A 16,394-nucleotide genomic window follows, 5' to 3' on the forward strand; every position below is an offset into this window, starting at 1 on the left:
CGGCACCGGAGTGGGCGGGGCGGGCGCGGCGGGGAGAGGAGGGGCGACCGGAGGCCCGGACTACCAGGGCCAGGTGCCGTCGCGCCCGAGCCGGCGCAACTCCTGGCCCAGGTGCTGGAGCCCGGCGCGGAAGCCCTCCACGCCGGCCTGGCACTGGTCCCGTCTCAGGTAGCCGCGCGCGCTGCGCGCCACCGGGCCGGCCGCGTCGGCGGCGCCCGGACGGGTGGTGCGGACCGGCAGGTAGGCCGTCCAGACCCAGAGCCGCGCGTCGGACTGGCCGACGGTACATCGCAGCGCGGTCCGTTCGATGATCAGTTCCCGGAGGGCGTCGGCGAGTTCCGCCTCGCTCCGGTAGGTCCGCACGCCGACGCCGAGTTGCCGCCCGTTGGCGGCGCGCAGCGCCCAGCCGAGGCAGCGGTCCCCGGCCGGGACGGTCAGCAGCTTCGGTCCGCGTCGTTCAGCGGACATCGGGGAACCTCAACGACACTCCACGGTCCGGGAGTTCGAGAGCGGGTTGCTTCGCCAGCAGCACCACGAAGCGACGGAAGGCGTTCTGACAGGTCGCGTACCGCTCGTACGCGCGGCTGGACCGGACCTCCGGGAGGGCGCGCGAGCCGGGGATGACCCAGACCCATCCGATGCCGTCCCGGACGTGCGTGATCCGGGCGGTGAGGCTCTCGGCCCCGGCCCGTAAGCCGTCGAAGCCGCGCTCCGCCTCCCCGGCCGTGTCGTACGCCGCCGCGGTCACGGCCACCACCCGGCCGTTGGGCGCCTTCAACTGCCAGCGGTACCGCCCGTCCGGTGCACGTTCTGCTCGAAACCCCCCTCGACTTGCCCCCGCTGCGGTGTGACCGCGGCCAGACGCGTCCACTGCTCCCCCACAGTCCGGTACCTCTCCGAGACGGGAGTAAAGCTATGTGTGCACACGAGACCGCCGGAAGCCCAGGAAATGCACAACTTGCTCCGTTGGCCGGGAAGTTCTCTCTCGTTAAACTTTCACCGGGTGCACACCAACCGCGCGCCAACCACTCCCGGAGCCGCTCCGCACCGTCCACAAACAGTTCGAACCGGGCCCACCACCTGCACGGGTGTTCAGAGCCGGGCCGTCCAGCGCACCCTGGTGCCCCGCCCGTAGGGCCCTGGCTCGTGCCAGGCGTCGCCGCCGAGTGCCTCGGCGCGCCGGGTCAGGTTGCGCAGGCCGCTGCGCCGGCCGCCCTCGGGGATGCCGACGCCGTCGTCGGTGACGGTCAGCAGCACGCCGGGCCGGCCGCCGCGGTCGAGGGACTCCGGGTCCCCGCCCACCGGGTGCCCGGCGTCGTCCAGGTGCACGGTCGCCTCGACCTCCACCCCGACCCGGGACGCCCGCGCGTGACGGGCCGTATTGGAGAGCATCTCCCTCAGCGCCGCCAGGAGTTGACGACCCGGCTTCTCGCCGACCAGGCTCTCCACCGGCCCCATGAAGGAGACCGAGGGCTTGAAGCCGAGCGCCGCCGCGGCCTGGCTGCACTCGCGCAGCACCCGGGTGCGCAGGGTGTCGGGCGCGTCGCCGTGGTTGTCGTGCTGGAGGGCGTAGATCGTGGTGCGGACCTCCTGGATGGTGGCGTCCAGCTCGTCCACCGCCTGGCCGATCCGGACTCTCACCTCCGGCACCACGGCCCGCCGGGCGGCGCCCTCCAGCATCATCCCGGTGGCGAACAGCCGCTGGATCACCAGGTCGTGCAGGTCGCGGGCGATCCGGTCGCGGTCCTGGAAGACGGCGAGGCGCTGCTGGTCCCGCTGGCCCTCGGCGAGCCGCAGGGCGAGCGCGGCCTGCGAGGCGAAGGTCTCGGCGAGCTGCTTCTCGGCCTCGGTGAACGGCAGTGCGCCGCGCGGGCGCCAGACGCAGAGCCCGCCGAGCACCCGGCCGGCGGCGACCATCGGCACCGCCAGCGACGGGCCGAAGCTGCGGGCCGCCCGGATCACCACGCTCGGGTCGGTGGACATGTCGTCGAGGTGGACGCTCTCCCCCTTGAGCAGCCGGGCCGCGAAACTGTCCGGCGGGAGCAGCTCGCCGCGGACGAACTCGGCGGCCTCCCCGGAGGCGTGGGCGATCCGCATCTGTGCGGCCTCGGCGCCTGCGTCGGCGTCCACGTCCGCGGTCGGCAGCAGGATCATGCCGAGCGCCGCGTCGGCCAGCTCGCGGACCTGCTCGGCGGCGACGGTCAGCGCGACCTCCGCCTCCTCGGTGGAGAGCAGCGCGGTGGTGACGGCGGCGGCGCCGGCGATCCAGCGCTCGCGGCGCCGCCCCTCCTCGTAGAGGCGGGAGTTCTCGATCGCGACACCGGCGGCGGCGGCGAGCGCGTGCACCACCTGCTCGTCCTCGGGGGTGAAGGCCCCGCCGCCCTTCTTCTCGGTGAGGTAGAGGTTGCCGAACACCTCGTCGCGGATCCGGATCGGCTCACCGAGGAAGGTCCGCATCGCCGGGTGGTGCGGCGGGAAGCCGTACGAGCGCGGGTCGGCGCCGAGGTCGCTCAGCCGCAGGGGCTCGGGGCGGTCGATCAGGACGCCGAGGATGCCCCGTCCGACCGGCAGCTCGCCGATCTCGGCGGCGTTGCCGTCATCGATCCCCACGTGGATGAAGTCGGACAGTCCGTGCCCGCCCGGGGCGATCACGCCGAGGGCCGCGTACCGGGCGTCGACGAGTTCGGCGGCGCCGGTGGCGATCCGGTGCAGGGTGGCGTGCAGGTCGAGCCCGGCGCCGACCGAGACCACCGCCTCCAGCAGCCGCTGCATCCGGTCGGTGACTGCGGCGGCGGACTGCAGCCGCTCGGCGACCTCGGTGACCAGGGTGTCCAGGCCGAGCGAGGCGATCTCGGGCACCCGGTGCGGGGCCGGGTCGGTGCCGGGTTCGGGCGCCGGCTCCGGCCCGGCGGGCGCAGCGGGCCCGGCGGGCACGGCGCGGCCGGTCCGGCCCGGTGTCACGACGGGGTCGGCGGGAACGGCGGGGTCGGGCGGCAGGGATGGCGAGGGGTCCATGGTGACGAGCGTAGTTTGTACGGTTTTCCGCCGAAGTAGCGACGCGACCGTCGCCGGTCAGGCCGCCACCGGCACCAGCAGGCCGTCCGCCTCCCGCTCGCGCTCCCGCATCGCCCGCAGCCGCCCGCCCGGCTCGGCCACCAGCTCCGACCACCGGCCCCGCTCGACCACCCGGCCGGCGTCCAGCACCAGCACCTCGTCCACCGTGGAGTCGTCCAGCCCGGCCAGCCGGTGGGTGATCAGGACGGTCGTCCGCCCGGCGGTGGCGGCCAGCAGATCGGCGGTGAGCGCGTCGGCGGTGGGCAGGTCCAGGTGCTCGGCGGGCTCGTCGAGGACCAGCACCGGGAAGTCCGCGAGCAGCGCCCGGGCCAGCGCCAGCCGCTGCCGCTGACCGCCGGAGAGACGGGCACCGTGCTCGCCGACCATGGTGTCCAGCCCGTCCGGCAGGGTCAGCGTCCAGTCCAGCAGCCGGGCCGCGGCGAGCGCGGCCCGCAGCTCCGCCTCGCCCGCCGAGGGCCGGGCGAGGCGCAGGTTCTCCCGGAGCGAGCTGTCGAAGACGTGCGCGTCCTGGGCGCAGAGGCCGATCACCCGGCGGACGTCGTCTCCCGCGAGCTCCCGGCTGTCCACAGCCTGTGGACAGCCGGCGGCGAGGACCACGCTGCCGGCACTCTGGTCCAGGAAGCGGAGCAGCGCCTGGGCGAGCGTCGTCTTGCCGGAGCCGGACGCCCCGACCACGGCGATCCGCCGACCGGGGGTGAGGTCGAGGTCGAGACCGGCCAGCGCGTCGACCCGCTGCCCCGGGTACCGGGCGGTCAACCCGCGCACCTCGATCGGGAGCGGCCGCTCCGGCAGCGTCGCCGGGACGGCCGGCTCGGCGACGGCGGGCGGCGCGTCCAGCACCTCGGCCAGCCGCGCCGAGGCCGCCCGGCTGCGCCGGCGGGCCTGGACGGCGAGCGGCATCCCGGTGACCGCCTCGAAGGCCGCCAGCGGGGTGAGCACGACCACCGCGAGGCAGACCGGCGCCAGTGTGCCCGTCTGGACGCCGCGCAGGCCGACGGCCGCCGCGGCGGCCACCGTGACGCCGGTGAGCAGGGAGATCAGGCCGGTGCCGAGCGCGGCCGTGGTCGCCGAGCGGGCGGCGAGACCGGTCAGCGTGGCGTCGGCGGCCCGGACGGCGGCGAGCCGGCCGGGCAGGGCGCCGGCCACGGTGAGCTCGGCCGTCCCGCTGAGGGCGTCGACCACGGTGGTGGCGAGCCGGCCCCGGGCGGGCGCCTGGCGGCGCTCGGCGCCGGCCGACCAGCGGGCGGCCAGTGCCGGGACGACGGCGCCGGCCAGCAGCAGGCCGAGTCCGAGGACCAGCCCGGCGGCGGGCAGGAAGGCGCCCATCGCCGCCGCCGCGGCCAGCGACACCACGGCGGCCACGGCGGCCGGGAGCCGCCAGCGCAGGTAGTGGTCCTGGACGGCGTCGACGTCGGCGACCAGGCGGGAGAGCAGGTCGCCGCGCCGGAAGGCGGGCAGCCCGGCCGGGGCGAGCACGGTGAGCCTGCGGTAGACGGCGGCGCGCAGGGTGCCGAGGGTGCGCAGCACGGCGTCGTGCGAGACCAGCCGCTCGGCGTAGCGGAAGACGCTGCGGCCGATGCCGAAGGCGCGGACGGAGGTGACGGCCATCATCAGGTAGAGGACGGGCGGCATCTCGGAGGCGTAGGAGATGAGGTAGCCGGAGGTGGCCATCAGGGCGACGGCGCACCCGAGGGCGAGCGCGCCGAGCAGGACGGAGAGCGCCAGCCGGGGCCGGACCACGTCCGGCCCCGGTGCGTCGTCCTCCGCCGCCGGGGCGTCCGGGGTCGGCCGCCCGCTGTGCGCGAGCACGCCCGCCGGAGCGGCGACCGGGGCCCCGGGAGCGACCGCCGGACCGGCCAGGTGGGCCCGCCGGTCGGCCGCCGCGAGCAGCGCGGGCCGGTGCGCGACCAGCAGCACGGTGCGCGCCGGGTCGGCGGACAGCTCCCGTACGGCGTCGACGACCGCCGCCTCGGAGGCGCCGTCCAGGTTGGCGGTCGGCTCGTCGAGCAGGACGAGCGGCCGGTCGCCGGCGAGCAGGACCCGGGCGAGCGCGAGCCGCTGCCGCTGCCCGGCGGAGAGTCCGGCGCCGTCCTCGCCGAGCACGGTGGAGAGCCCCTGCGGCAGCCGCTCCACGAAGTCCAGGGCGTGCGCGGCCCGCAGCGCCTCCCGCAGCTCCGCGTCGGGGGCGTCCGGCCGGTAGAGCGCCACGTTCTCGGCGACGGTGCCGGCGAAGAGGTGCGGGTGCTGCGGCACCCAGGCGATCTGCCGCCGCCAGCCCTCCGGGGCGAGCTCGGCGAGGTCGTACGTCCGCCCGTCGGCGGCGGTGATCCGGACGGTGCCGGCGTCCGGGGCGGTGAGGCCGAGCAGGACGCCGAGCAGGGTGGACTTGCCGGCGCCGCTCGGTCCGGTGAGGGCGACGGTCTCGCCCGGGCGCAGGGTGAGCGAGGCGTCGTCGAGGGCGGGCGCGGTGCGGCCGGGGAAGGCGACGGTGAGCCCATTCAACCGGACGGTCGCCCCGGCCAGGGCGGGCGCCGGGGTGACGCCGGCGGCCGGCCGGTCGGTCTCCAGCACCCGGAAGATCTCGTCGGCGGCGGTCAGCCCCTCGACGCTGGAGTGGTAGAGCGCGCCGACCTGCCGGATCGGGGCGTAGACCTCGGGGGCGAGGATCAGGATCAGCAGCCCGGTCTCCAGGTCGAGCGTGCCGTCGACCAGCCGGAAGCCGATCGAGACGGCGACCAGCGCGACCGACAGGGTGGAGAGCAACTCCAGCGCGAAGGAGGAGATGAAGGCGATCCGCAGGGTGCGCAGGGTGGCCCGGCGGTAGTCGGCGGTGATCCGGGCGATGGTGGCGGCCTGGGCGCGGGCCCGGTTGAACACCTTGAGCGTGGGCAGCCCCGCGACCACGTCCAGGAAGTGGTGCGAGAGCCGTGACAGGGCGGACCACTGCCGGTCCATCCGCGACTGGGTGGCCAGACCGATCAGCACCATGAAGAGCGGGATCAGCGGCAGCGTGCCCGCGATGATCGCGGCGGAGGCGAAGTCGGCGCCGACGATCCGCAGCAGCACGATCACCGGGACGACGACGGCGAGCGCCAGTTGCGGCAGGTAGCGGGCGAAGTAGTCGTCGAGCGCGTCCACGCCCCGGGTGGCGAGGGCGGTGAGCTCGCCGGTGCGCCGGCCCGCCAGGTAGGCCGGGCCGAGCGCGGTGGCGTGGTCGAGCAGCCGGCGCCGCAGGGTGGACTTCACCCGGGCGACGGACCGGTGGGCGGTCAGTTCGGTGAGCCAGCCGACCAGCCCGCGGCCCACCGCGGTGAGCACCAGCAGCGCCAGCGGCGTGCCGAGCTCGCCCAGCCCGGCCCGCTGCTGGAAGCCGCGGACCACGATCTCGGCGATCAGGCTCGCCTGGACGACCACCAGGGCGGCGCCGGCCGCACCGAGCAGGACCGATCCGGCGAGGAAGGCCCGGGTGGTGCGGGCGTACCCGAGGAGTCGGGGGTCGACGGGCTTCACGGCGTCAGGCCTGGTCGAGCGCGGCGGCCGGGTCGTGCCCGGGGATGTGCTGGACGCCGATCCGCTTGCGGAACACCCAGTACGTCCAGCCCTGGTAGAGCAGCACGAGCGGGGTGAAGACGGCGGCCACCACGGTCATCAGCTTGAGCGTGTAGGCCGAGGAGGCGGCGTTGGTCACGGTCAGGCTCCAGCTCTCGTTCAGGGTGGACGGCATGACGTCCGGGAAGAGCGAGAGGAAGAGCATCGCGACCGCGGCCACGACGGTCGCCCCGGAGAGGACGAAGGCCCAGCCCTCGCGGCCCAGCTGGTTGGCGACCAGCGCGCCGACCAGGGCGAGCACGGCGATCACCAGGGCGGCGAGGCTCCAGCCGTTGCCGCTGTCGGCCTGGGTCCAGATCAGGAAGACCGCGGCGAGCGCCGCCGCCGTCAGGCCGAGCCCGAGCGCCATGGCCCGCGCCCGGTCGCGGATCTCGCCGACCGTCTTCAGCGCGGCGAACACCGCGCCGTGGAAGGTGAACAGGCTGAGCGTGACCAGCCCGCCGAGCAGCGCGTACGGGTTGAGGAGGTCCCAGAAGGTGCCGACGTAGTTCTTCTGCGCGTCGATGTCGACGCCGTGGACGATGTTGGCGAAGGCGACGCCCCAGAGGAAGGCGGGGATCAGCGAGGTCCAGAAGATCGCCTCCTCCCAGTTCCGCTGCCAGCGCGGCTCCGGCCGCTTGGCCCGGTACTCGAAGGCCACGCCGCGGACGATCAGGCAGACCAGGATCAGCAGCAGCGGGATGTAGAAGCCGCTGAACAGCGTCGCGTACCAGTCCGGGAAGGCCGCGAAGGTCGCGCCGCCGGCGGTCAGCAGCCAGACCTCGTTGCCGTCCCAGACCGGGCCGATGGTGTTGATCAGCACCCGCCGCTCGGCGGTGTTGCGGGCGAGCGGCTTGGTGAGGATGCCGATGCCGAAGTCGAAGCCCTCCAGGAAGAAGTAGCCGATCCAGAGGACGGCGATCAGGACGAACCAGACGTCGTGGAGTTCCATGGTCAATCGGTCCTATCGATCCTCAGTAGTCCTCAGTGGTCCTCGGTGGTCCGCGGTGCTGCCCGGGGCCGGCCGGTGCAGCTGCCGGGGCGTCAGTAGGCGAAGGCGAGCGGCTTGTCGGCGTCGTCGTCCGAGGACGGCCCCCGCAGCGACGGGTCCTCGGTGGGCGGCTGCTCGGAGGTCACCGGGCCGGCCTTCGCGTACTTGACGAGCAGCCGCACCTCGACGACGGCGAGGATCGCGTAGAGCGTGGTGAAGGTGGCCAGCGCGCCGATCTGGGTGCCGATGCCGACGTTCGGCGAGACCGCGCTGGCGGTCGTCATCAGCCCGAAGACCGCCCAGGGCTGACGGCCCATCTCGGTGAAGATCCAGCCGAAGCTGTTGGCGATCAGCGGGAATCCCATGGTGAGGATGCCGATCCGCCAGCTCCACTTGGTGAGGAACGGGCCGAGCTCGCGCTTCGGGGTGAGCATCAGCCGCGGCACCTCGGTGTCCCCGGTGCGGAACTCCGGGGCCAGGAGCCACTTCCGCCGGGTGGTCCAGAGCCCGATCACCCCCGCCACGAAGGAGGTCATCCCGAAGCCGATCATGAGGCGGAAGCCCCAGTAGGTGACGAAGATGCTCGGGATGTAGTCCTTCGGGTCGCCGCCGTACTTGGCCGCCTCGACGTTGGCGGTGTCGTTGATGCCGGGGACGGAGGAGCTGAAGTCGCTGTTGGCGAGGAAGGACAGTATCCCGGGGATCTCCAGTTCCACCGAGTTGTGGCCCTTGCCGACGTCGCCGACCGCGAAGATCGAGAACGGCGCGGGGGCCTGGGCGTCCCAGAGCGCCTCGGCGGCGGCCATCTTCATCGGCTGCTGGCGGAACATCACCTTGGCGAGCGAGTCGCCGCTGAGTGCGGTGCCCAGACCGAAGACCACCGCGAGGACGAGGCCGAGCCGCAGCGAGGTCCGCATCACCGCGACCTTCTTGACGTCCGCGGTCTCCGGCTTGCGCTTGGCCTTCCAGAGGTGGAACGAGGCGATGCCGACCATGAACGCCGCGCCGGTGAGGAAGGCCGCGGTCAGGGTGTGCAGCACGACGGTGACGGTGGTGTCCTGGAAGAGCACCCGGACGATGTCGGTGAGCTGGGCCTTCCCGGTGACCGGGTCGACCGTGTAGCCCACCGGGTGCTGCATCCAGGAGTTGGCCGCCAGGATGAAGTAGGCGGAGAGCACGGTGCCGAGCGACACCATCCACATGCAGGCGCAGTGCAGCTTCCTCGGCAGCTTGTCCCAGCCGAAGATCCAGAGCCCGATGAAGGTCGACTCGAAGAAGAAGGCGATCAGCGCCTCCATCGCGAGCGGGGCGCCGAACACGTCACCCACGAAGCGGGAGTAGTCGGACCAGTTCATGCCGAACTGGAACTCCTGGACGATGCCGGTGACCACGCCCATCGCGATGTTGATCAGGAAGAGCTTGCCCCAGAACTTGGTGGCGTGGAAGTACTTCTCCTTGTCCGTCCGCACCCAGGCGGTCTCCAGCCCGGCCACGATGGCGGCGAGGCTGATGGTGAGCGGGACGAAGAGAAAGTGGTAGACGGTGGTGATGCCGAATTGCCATCGCGCAATGGTTTCGTGAGCGATTGCCAGTTCCACGTCGCCCTCTCTCCAACCGACCTGTCGAGGTCATATTTCGGACAAACTTCATCTATAGCTGTAGACCGCTGCCCAACCGCGCACGCTTGTCCGCTTGTGAACGTGAACACGTTCACAAGCATCAGTATCCATCATCCTTACGAGTGATTGGTGGGCGGGGTGCGTGAGGCCCGCCACTGACCGGCGGCGATGCCGTGCGCACAGTCTGCGAAGCCGACCGCCCGGCCACAACGAGCGGCCGGGTGGGTGGAGGTGGCTTCTTGGACGATCCGGCACATTGACAACGTCCGGACCGTACGGAACGACGCAATCCCGGGGAGGCGCCGCTCCGCGCGGGAGCGTGCCGCCGGGCCTGCGCGGCGGGACCGGCTAGGCCCGGCCGAGCAGCTGGGTGCCGGGGGCCGAGGGGGCCCGGGCGGTGAAGTAGTCGACGAACGCACGGAGGAACTCGTCCGCCGTGATGACACCGTCGCCGTCGGTGTCCAACTGGCGGAACCCGTGCGACAGTTCGGCCGGGTGAACGCGCCGGCTGCCGAACAGCACGCGGTACTCGGCGAAGTCCAGCCGCCCGTCCTGGTCGGTGTCGGCGGCGGCCAGCACGGCCCGCAGCGCGGGGAGCAGCCCGCCCTCCAGGTAGGCCGGGTCCCGGTCGCACCCGGCCAGGGTCGCGGCGACGAACTCGGCCTGGCTGATCCGGCCGTCGCCGTCGGCGTCCATGGTCGCGCGCAGCTGCTCCCACCAGACCTCGAAGGCGGTGTACACGCGCGCCTCGCCGTCCTCGGAGAGTTCCAGCTGCCAGCAGACGTTGTGCGCCATGGCCTGCAGGTCGCGCACGGTGAGGTGGCCGTCGCCGGTCTGGTCGAGGACCTCGCGGAAGAAGCGGTCCAACCGGGGCGGCCGGGTGTCCCGTCCGGACGGCCGCCGGGGCGCGGCGGGCGGCCGTCCGGCGGCGGAGCGGTAGCGGTAGCGGTCGGGCAGCCCGGTCATCAGGACGCGCCCGCCGCGGTGCAGCAGCCGGGAGAGGAGGGCCGCGCGGCGCGTGCGGACCAGCCCGAACCGCTCCCGGTAGACCGGCGGGAGGTCGGCGACGGTCAGCTCGGTGACCAGCCGCCCGACCACCGCCCGCAGCAGCCGCCAGCCGACCGGCCCGAGGAACCGCAGCCGGCGCGGGCAGGGGGCCTCGTGCAGCATCTCGTACAGCAGGTGCCGCGCCGCGTCCGTGAACTCCAGCTCCTGGGCCGCCGTCCGGAGCAGGTAGGCCGGAAGGTCGGCGGCGGTCGGCGGCAACGCGCCGTCGGGCAGCCCGAAAACGCCCACGACCTCCCTGAACTCCCGGTACAGCTCTTCGAGTTCATCTCCGCTGTACGGGTCTCCGCCCAGCTCCCGCATGGTGACGACGGATTCGAAGAGGGTGAGGAGCACCCAGGCCCGGGTGCCGGGGTCGTGCGCGTCGTACGGGCGGCCGTCCCCGCCCGTCCCGCGGATCCGCCGGTGCGCCCGGTCGAGGCGCTGCACCTCCCGCCACAGCTGCTCCTCGTCCGCCTGGAACAGCCGGCGCCCGCTGCCGAGGGTGTGTTCGATCCGGCGCCACGGGTGGCCCCGGTAGGTGGAGTGCTCGGCCATCCCGGCCCCGACGACCGGGTGGGAGGCCTGCAGCACCAGCAGCCGCCAGGCGACGAGCCCGATCCGCCACTCGCCGAGGTCTCGCCGGAACGAGACCGCTGGACCGGCCGCCGGGCTGGTGGGGGGTTTCGACGCCATCAGGACTCTCCAAGGGGCTGCTGGGCCTTCCCGTGCCGGGGGCGGCATTCCCGGCGGTCCGTCGGGGAAACACGCACAGGATTAGTCGGATCGTCCTACCGGCTGGCGCTCTGCCGGCCCCCGGGAGACCTCGCCCCGGGCCCCGCTCACGTCCTCGCGACGGGCTCCGCGGCGAGCGCCCCCAGCTCCGCGAGGTCCGCGGCGTCCAGGTGCAGCCCCGCGGCGGCGACGTTCTCCACCAGGTGGGCCGGCGAGGAGGTGCCCGGGATCGCGAGGGTCACCGGCGAGAGGGCGAGCAGCCAGGCCACCATCACCTGGGCCCGGGTGGCGCCGTGGCGCTCCGCGACCCGGCGCAGGGCCGGGTGGTCGGGCACCCCGGTGCCGCCGAGCGGGTAGAAGGGGACGAACGCGATGCCCTTCGCTTCGCAGTCGGCCAGCAGCCGGTCGCCGGCCTCGGTGTGCTCCAGCACGCTGAACTTGTTCTGCACGGCGACCACCGGCGCGAGCGCCTCCGCCTCGGCGAGCTGGGCGGCGTCGACGTTGCTGACGCCGAGGTGCCGGATCAGGCCCTCCGCCCGCAGCTCGGCCAGGGCCGCGAAGGGCTCGGCGATCGAGGACTGACTGGGCATCCGGCGCAGGTAGACGAGGTCCAGCCGGTCCACGCCGAGCTCCCGCAGGTTGCGGTGGACGGCCGCGCGCAGGCCCTCCCGGTCGGCCGGGAGGAGCCAGTTCCCCTCCGGGTCGCGGCCCGGTCCGACCTTGGTGGCGATCACCAGGTCGTCCCGGTACGGGTGCAGGGCCTGCCGGATCAGACCGTTGGCGGAGACGTCCCGGTGGAAGTAGAACCAGGCGGTGTCGATGTGGTCGATGCCGAGCTCGACCGCCCGGCGCAGCACCTCGCGGCTCTGCCCGGGGTCGCAGGCGGGGCCGTCCCAGTCGTGGGAGGGCAGCTTCATCGCGCCGAATCCCATCCGGGACACCGGCAGGTCGCCGCCGAGGTGGAAGGTGCCGGCCGCGGAGACATCGGGTGTGGTCGTCATGGCACCAAGCCTCGGGCGGGCTCGCGGGGCCGCCCTCCGATCTGGCAGGTTGCTGCCATGAGCACCGATCGGATCATCACCCTGCACGGCGAGAGCGAACTCGTCCGACGGGCCGGCCACCTCTTCGTCGCCTCGCACGAGGAGTTCCTGGTCGCCGCCGCCGATCTGATGACCTGGTCGGCCGGCGTCAACGCGGCCTTCCGCGAGGGCAAGCGGCCGCACGTCGTCCCCGGCCTCACCATGCGCAAGCTCTACACCCGGCGTGCCCTCGCCGATCCCGAGTCGCACCGGCGGCTGCTGCGGATCGCCGCCTCCGGCATCGAGGTCCGGATCTCCGACGGCCCGCTCACCCGCGAGGCGATCATCATCGACCGGCGCACCGCGATCCTGGCCGGAGCCCCCGTCCGCGGCGTCCGCACGTACACCGTGGTGAACACCCCGGAGGTCGTCGACGGCGTGCGCTCCCTCTTCCGCGCCACCTGGGAGACGGCCACCGACCTCGCCGACTGCACCGCCGCCCCTCCCCCGCTGACCGAACAGGCCCGCCACATCCTGCGCGCCCTCGCCGCCGGCCACACCGACGAGACCGGCGCCCGCCTGCTCGGCGTCTCGCTGCGCACCTACCGCCGCCGGGTCGCCGACCTGATGACGTCCCTCGGCGCCACCTCCCGCTTCCAGGCCGGCCTGCTCGCCCAGGGACTCCGGGACGAGCCGCTCACCCCCGACGCGCCCCGGTGACGTCCGGCCCGATCACGAAGCCCTTCGCCGGCCCCTCGGGGATCACCGCGCCCTCCCCGTACGAGGTCCGCACCGAGCACGCGTAGGCGCCGCGCTCGGGACCGGGGCCGGTGAGGACGGTGACGGCGCCGCCGTCGTCGAAGTCGTCGACGATCCGCCGGTTGATCGTCATGTGCCGGGCCCCGCCCGCGGGTGACGTCCGGATGGCTCCCTCAGGGATCTCCGCGTGGAAGCCCTCGGGAACATCCATGCCCTCCACAGTGGACGATCGGGGTTCACCCGATCGGGGGGTTTCAGCGCTGGTGGGGAAGTTCCAGGCGGAAGGTGGCGCCGGCGCCCGGGGCGGTGTGGAGGGTGAGGGTGCCGCCGTGGGCATGGGTGAGGGCCGTCGCGATGGCGAGGCCGAGACCGGCCCCGCCGCGCTTGTCGGGGCGGCTGCGGGAGGCGTCCACCCGGTAGAAGCGGTGGAACACCAGGGCCGCCTGGTCCGCGGTGAGACCGGGCCCGGAGTCGGCGACCTCCAGCAGGCAGAGACCGCCGTCGGTGCCGACGCCGATCCGTACCGGGGTGCCGGGCGGGGTGTGCTTGACGGCGTTGCCGACCAGGTTGGTGACCACCTGGCGGAGCCGGGCCTCGTCGCCGAGCACGGGCGCGGGTCCGGGCGCGCCGGTGCCGGCGGGGCCGGTGAGCGCGACCGGGCGGGACGGGTCGAGAGCGGTGAGGTCGTGCAGGGCGTCTGCGGCGAGGGTGCGCAGGTCCATGGGGGCGAGGTCGAGCGGGCGCTCCTCGTCGAGCCGGGCCAGCACCAGCAGGTCCTCGACCAGCGTGCCCATCCGGACGGCCTCGTTCTCGATCCGCCCCATGGTGCGCTTGACGTCGGCCTCGGTGGGGAGCGCGCCCATCCGGTAGAGCTCGGCGAAGCCGCGGATCCCGGCCAGCGGAGTGCGCAGCTCGTGCGAGGCGTCGGCGACGAACCGCCGCATCCGGGCCTCGGACTCGGCCCGGGCGGCGAACGCGGCCTCGATCTGGGTGAGCATGCCGTTGAGCGCGACGGACAACCGGCCGACCTCCGTCCGCGGGTCGAACTCGGGCATCCGGTGGGAGAGCTCCCCGGCGGCGATCCGCTCGGCGCCCTCCTCGATCCGGCTCAGCGGACGCAGCCCGGCCCGGACGGCGAAGAAGCCGAGCGCGGCGATCAGGACGAGCACCGCGCCGCCGATGCCGACGAAGGCGGTGTGCAGCCGGGCGACGGTGCCGTCGATGTCCTCGCGGGAGACGGCGACCATCAGGTAGGCGGGGGTGGGGGCGGGGGCGGCGAACATGCTGGGCTGGGCCGGCGGGCGCTGGAGCGGCAGGACCAGTGCCCGCCAGGTGCGCCGGCCGCGCTGGTCGGGCAGGTCGAAGGGGGTGTCGGGGTCGGTGGCGGCCGGTTCGAGGCCGGCCAGCTGCGGTGCCGGGTCGTTCTCGGAGACGGGCTGGCGGACGACCAGCTGCACCTTGCCGTCCGCCGAGAGGTACTGGACCAGGTACTGGCTGGGCAGCGCGGCCAGGTACTGCGGGGCGGCGCGCTTGGCGCCGGGGGAGGGCGACTGCTGCTTGTTCTCCTGCCAGTTCACCCGGGACGGGGCGCGGTGCGCGAGCGGTTCGCCGAACCGCTGCAGCTGCTCGTCGAGCCGCTGGACCAGCTGGACCCGCACCGTGCCGAGGACCACGGCGTCGCTGACCACCAGGCCGGTGGTGACCAGGACGAGCACGAGGACCAGCAGGCGGGCGCGCAGCGACAGCCGGCCGAGCGTCCGGGACGGACGGCGGAGCAGGGCGGGCAGCGAGAGCAGCAGGCGGCGCATACGGGGGCGGGGCGGGGCGGTCAGGCCTGCGGCGGACGGCGCAGCGCGTAGCCGATGCCGCGCACGGTGTGGATCAGCTTGGGGCCGTGGGCCGGGCCCGAGTCGAGCTTGCGGCGCAGGTAGGAGATGTACGACTCGACGATGGAGAGGTCGCCGCCGAAGTCGTAGGCCCACACGTGGTCGAGGATCTGAGCCTTGGAGACCACCCGGCCGACGTTGGCCATCAGGTAGTGCAGCAGCTTGAACTCGGTCGGGGAGAGCGCGACGGGGGCGCCGCCGCGGGTGACCTCGTGGGCGACCGGGTCGAGGGTCAGGTCGGCGACGATCAGCCGGCCGTCCTCGGCCGGTCCGCCGGAGCGGCGCAGGATCGCGCGGATCCGGGCGATCAGCTCCTCCAGGCTGAACGGCTTGGTGACGTAGTCGTCGGCGCCGACGGCCAGGCCCTGGACCTTGTCACCGACCCCGTCCTTGGCCGTGAGGAACAGCACCGGCAGGTGGTCGCCGGGATGGCCGTGGACGGGCCCGGCTATGAGGCCGCGGCTGGTCTGCTCGCGGAGCCGTTCGACGACGGTGAAGCCGTCGAGGTCGGGGAGCATCACGTCGAGGACGACCAGGTCGGGCCGCTCGGCCGCGATCAGTTCGAGCGCCTCGGCGCCGCTGGCGGCGGAGGCGACCCGGAAGCCCGAGAAGCGGAGCGAGGCGGAGAGCAGCTCGCGGATGTTCGGTTCGTCGTCGACGACCAGGAGGAAGGCCTCCCCAGGACCGCCGCCGTTCACCGCCGGGGTTCCTGCTGTGGACACAGTGCCTTGCACGGGGGTTCCGCCTCCCGGTCGGACGATGACATTCGGATCGAGGCTAGCCCGGGGAGGGTATGAGCCATCGATGAATGTTGGATTAACACCTTATCGGGCGGTTTTAGGCGGCCGGGCCCACAGGGTCGGCCTGGATGGTGTGCGCACGGGTCCGGGAGGCCCCCGGGCCGGGAGCGAACGGCCCGGGGCGGGCGGTCCGGGAGCCGCGCGGCCCGGCCCCCCGGGGAGGTTTCGGCCGGGCCGCGCGGGGTCGTCGTCCGGGGTTGCCGGGCCGGGTTCAGCCCCCGGACGGGTTCCTGGTGCCGGCTCCGGCCCCGGCACCGGGTACGGCACCGGCACCGGCGAAGCCGCCCGCCCCGAAACCGGTGGCGCCCTGGACCAGCTGGGTCGCGGCGTAGCCGCCGTCGGCGGCCGGGGTGCCGACCACGGTGACGCTCTGCCCGGGCTGGAGGTCGGCGACCTTGCCCTCCTTGTTGAGCTGGACCTTGGTGGTATCGCCCGTGGTCACCTTCACGGTGTTGCCGTTGGCGTCGGTCAGGTAGACGGTGGTGCCGTCCACGGCCTTGACGGTGCCCCGGGTGAAGCCGCCCTGACCGCCCTGACCGGCCCCCGTTCCCTGGCCGCCCTGACCACCCTGACCGCCCTGGCCGTTCCTGCGGTTGCCGTTGGCCCCGAAGCCGCTCGCCGCCGCCCGGGGCTGCTGCCCGCCGGAGGCGGCCGTCCGCCCGGAGCCCTCGGAGCCGTGGTCCCGCTGGTACCAGGCGCCACCGGCGAACGCGGCCGTGGCGATCACCGCCCCGGCGAGGACGAGCGTCACCCAGGGCAGCCGGCGGCGTGGCGGTGCGGCCAGCTCCGCGGAGACGTCCCGGGCGTCCGGCGGGGTGGCGAGCAGGGTGACCTGCTCGGCGGGGGTGCGCGGCTCGATCTCGTGGCTCATGGTCTGC

Annotated in this window: 13 protein-coding genes; 1 reads left to right on the plus strand and 12 read right to left on the minus strand. The window is 73.9% G+C overall.

Translation table 11 applies throughout. The annotated features are described in order from the left end of the window. Positions 1-60: 60 nt before the first annotated feature. The 8 genes from PUR61_RS39285 to PUR61_RS39320 all read right to left on the minus strand — a co-directional run bounded on the left by PUR61_RS39285 (position 61) and on the right by PUR61_RS39320 (position 12,053). A complete protein-coding gene (locus tag PUR61_RS39285) occupies positions 61-468 on the minus strand; it encodes a hypothetical protein (protein ID WP_329884718.1) in 408 nt (135 codons plus the stop codon). Beyond that, entirely contained in the window at positions 458-871 is a 414-nt protein-coding gene (locus tag PUR61_RS39290) for a DUF1508 domain-containing protein (protein ID WP_329884719.1), read from the minus strand. Before PUR61_RS39290 ends, PUR61_RS39285 begins: the two co-directional genes overlap by 11 nt. 221 nt (positions 872-1,092) lie before the next feature. After that, positions 1,093-2,772, minus strand: coding sequence for a sensor histidine kinase (locus PUR61_RS39295; RefSeq protein ID WP_329884994.1), 1,680 nt, complete (start codon positions 2,770-2,772; stop codon positions 1,093-1,095). A gap of 300 nt (positions 2,773-3,072) precedes the next feature. After that, entirely contained in the window at positions 3,073-6,585 is a 3,513-nt protein-coding gene (gene cydD / locus PUR61_RS39300; protein WP_329884720.1) for a thiol reductant ABC exporter subunit CydD, read from the minus strand. A 4-nt stretch (positions 6,586-6,589) separates the two neighbouring features. After that, positions 6,590-7,615 carry a cytochrome d ubiquinol oxidase subunit II gene (gene cydB, locus PUR61_RS39305; protein WP_329884721.1) on the minus strand — a complete coding sequence of 342 codons (1,026 nt, stop codon included), beginning with the start codon at positions 7,613-7,615 and terminating at the stop codon, positions 6,590-6,592. 92 nt (positions 7,616-7,707) lie between these two features. After that, positions 7,708-9,252, minus strand: a complete 1,545-nt coding sequence (locus PUR61_RS39310; protein WP_329884722.1) for a cytochrome ubiquinol oxidase subunit I — start codon at positions 9,250-9,252, stop codon at positions 7,708-7,710. A gap of 369 nt (positions 9,253-9,621) precedes the next feature. After that, positions 9,622-11,013, minus strand: coding sequence for an oxygenase MpaB family protein (locus tag PUR61_RS39315; RefSeq protein ID WP_329884723.1), 1,392 nt, complete (start codon positions 11,011-11,013; stop codon positions 9,622-9,624). 146 nt (positions 11,014-11,159) lie between these two features. Then, positions 11,160-12,053 carry an oxidoreductase gene (locus PUR61_RS39320; protein WP_329884724.1) on the minus strand — a complete coding sequence of 298 codons (894 nt, stop codon included), beginning with the start codon at positions 12,051-12,053 and terminating at the stop codon, positions 11,160-11,162. Positions 12,054-12,110: 57 nt separating this feature from the next. Between PUR61_RS39320 and PUR61_RS39325 the strand changes: the two genes are divergently transcribed. Continuing rightward, positions 12,111-12,791, plus strand: coding sequence for a helix-turn-helix transcriptional regulator (locus PUR61_RS39325; protein ID WP_329884725.1), 681 nt, complete (start codon positions 12,111-12,113; stop codon positions 12,789-12,791). On the opposite strand, the gene PUR61_RS39330 is transcribed toward PUR61_RS39325, so the two are convergent. From PUR61_RS39330 to PUR61_RS39345, 4 genes are all read right to left on the minus strand, one after another. Next, on the minus strand, positions 12,769-13,041 hold the full coding sequence (locus PUR61_RS39330) for a hypothetical protein (protein ID WP_329884726.1): 273 nt from the start codon (positions 13,039-13,041) through the stop codon (positions 12,769-12,771). The genes PUR61_RS39325 and PUR61_RS39330 overlap by 23 nt on opposite strands. 43 nt (positions 13,042-13,084) lie before the next feature. Continuing rightward, positions 13,085-14,638: a sensor histidine kinase gene (locus PUR61_RS39335; RefSeq protein ID WP_329884727.1), complete on the minus strand. Its 1,554-nt coding sequence runs from the start codon at positions 14,636-14,638 to the stop codon at positions 13,085-13,087. A 20-nt stretch (positions 14,639-14,658) separates the two neighbouring features. Beyond that, positions 14,659-15,438, minus strand: a complete 780-nt coding sequence (locus PUR61_RS39340; protein WP_329884728.1) for a response regulator transcription factor — start codon at positions 15,436-15,438, stop codon at positions 14,659-14,661. Positions 15,439-15,727: 289 nt separating this feature from the next. Continuing rightward, positions 15,728-16,387 carry a hypothetical protein gene (locus PUR61_RS39345; protein ID WP_329884729.1) on the minus strand — a complete coding sequence of 220 codons (660 nt, stop codon included), beginning with the start codon at positions 16,385-16,387 and terminating at the stop codon, positions 15,728-15,730. Positions 16,388-16,394 lie beyond the last annotated feature (7 nt).

It is taken from the genome of Streptomyces sp. BE20 (genome assembly GCF_036322525.1).
Lineage (GTDB): Bacteria > Actinomycetota > Actinomycetes > Streptomycetales > Streptomycetaceae > Kitasatospora.

Excerpts from the sequence above, each read along its gene's own strand:
- PUR61_RS39285 (WP_329884718.1), bottom strand. The coding sequence starts at position 468 with ATGTCCGCTGAACGACGCGGACCGAAGCTGCTGACCGTCCCGGCCGGG.
- PUR61_RS39330 (WP_329884726.1), bottom strand. The coding sequence starts at position 13,041 with ATGGATGTTCCCGAGGGCTTCCACGCGGAGATCCCTGAGGGAGCCATC.
- PUR61_RS39315 (WP_329884723.1), bottom strand. The coding sequence starts at position 11,013 with ATGGCGTCGAAACCCCCCACCAGCCCGGCGGCCGGTCCAGCGGTCTCG.
- PUR61_RS39335 (WP_329884727.1), bottom strand. The coding sequence starts at position 14,638 with ATGCGCCGCCTGCTGCTCTCGCTGCCCGCCCTGCTCCGCCGTCCGTCC.
- PUR61_RS39295 (WP_329884994.1), bottom strand. The coding sequence starts at position 2,772 with ATGCAGCGGCTGCTGGAGGCGGTGGTCTCGGTCGGCGCCGGGCTCGAC.
- cydB (WP_329884721.1), bottom strand. The coding sequence starts at position 7,615 with ATGGAACTCCACGACGTCTGGTTCGTCCTGATCGCCGTCCTCTGGATC.
- PUR61_RS39325 (WP_329884725.1), top strand. The coding sequence starts at position 12,111 with ATGAGCACCGATCGGATCATCACCCTGCACGGCGAGAGCGAACTCGTC.
- PUR61_RS39320 (WP_329884724.1), bottom strand. The coding sequence starts at position 12,053 with ATGACGACCACACCCGATGTCTCCGCGGCCGGCACCTTCCACCTCGGC.
- PUR61_RS39345 (WP_329884729.1), bottom strand. The coding sequence starts at position 16,387 with ATGAGCCACGAGATCGAGCCGCGCACCCCCGCCGAGCAGGTCACCCTG.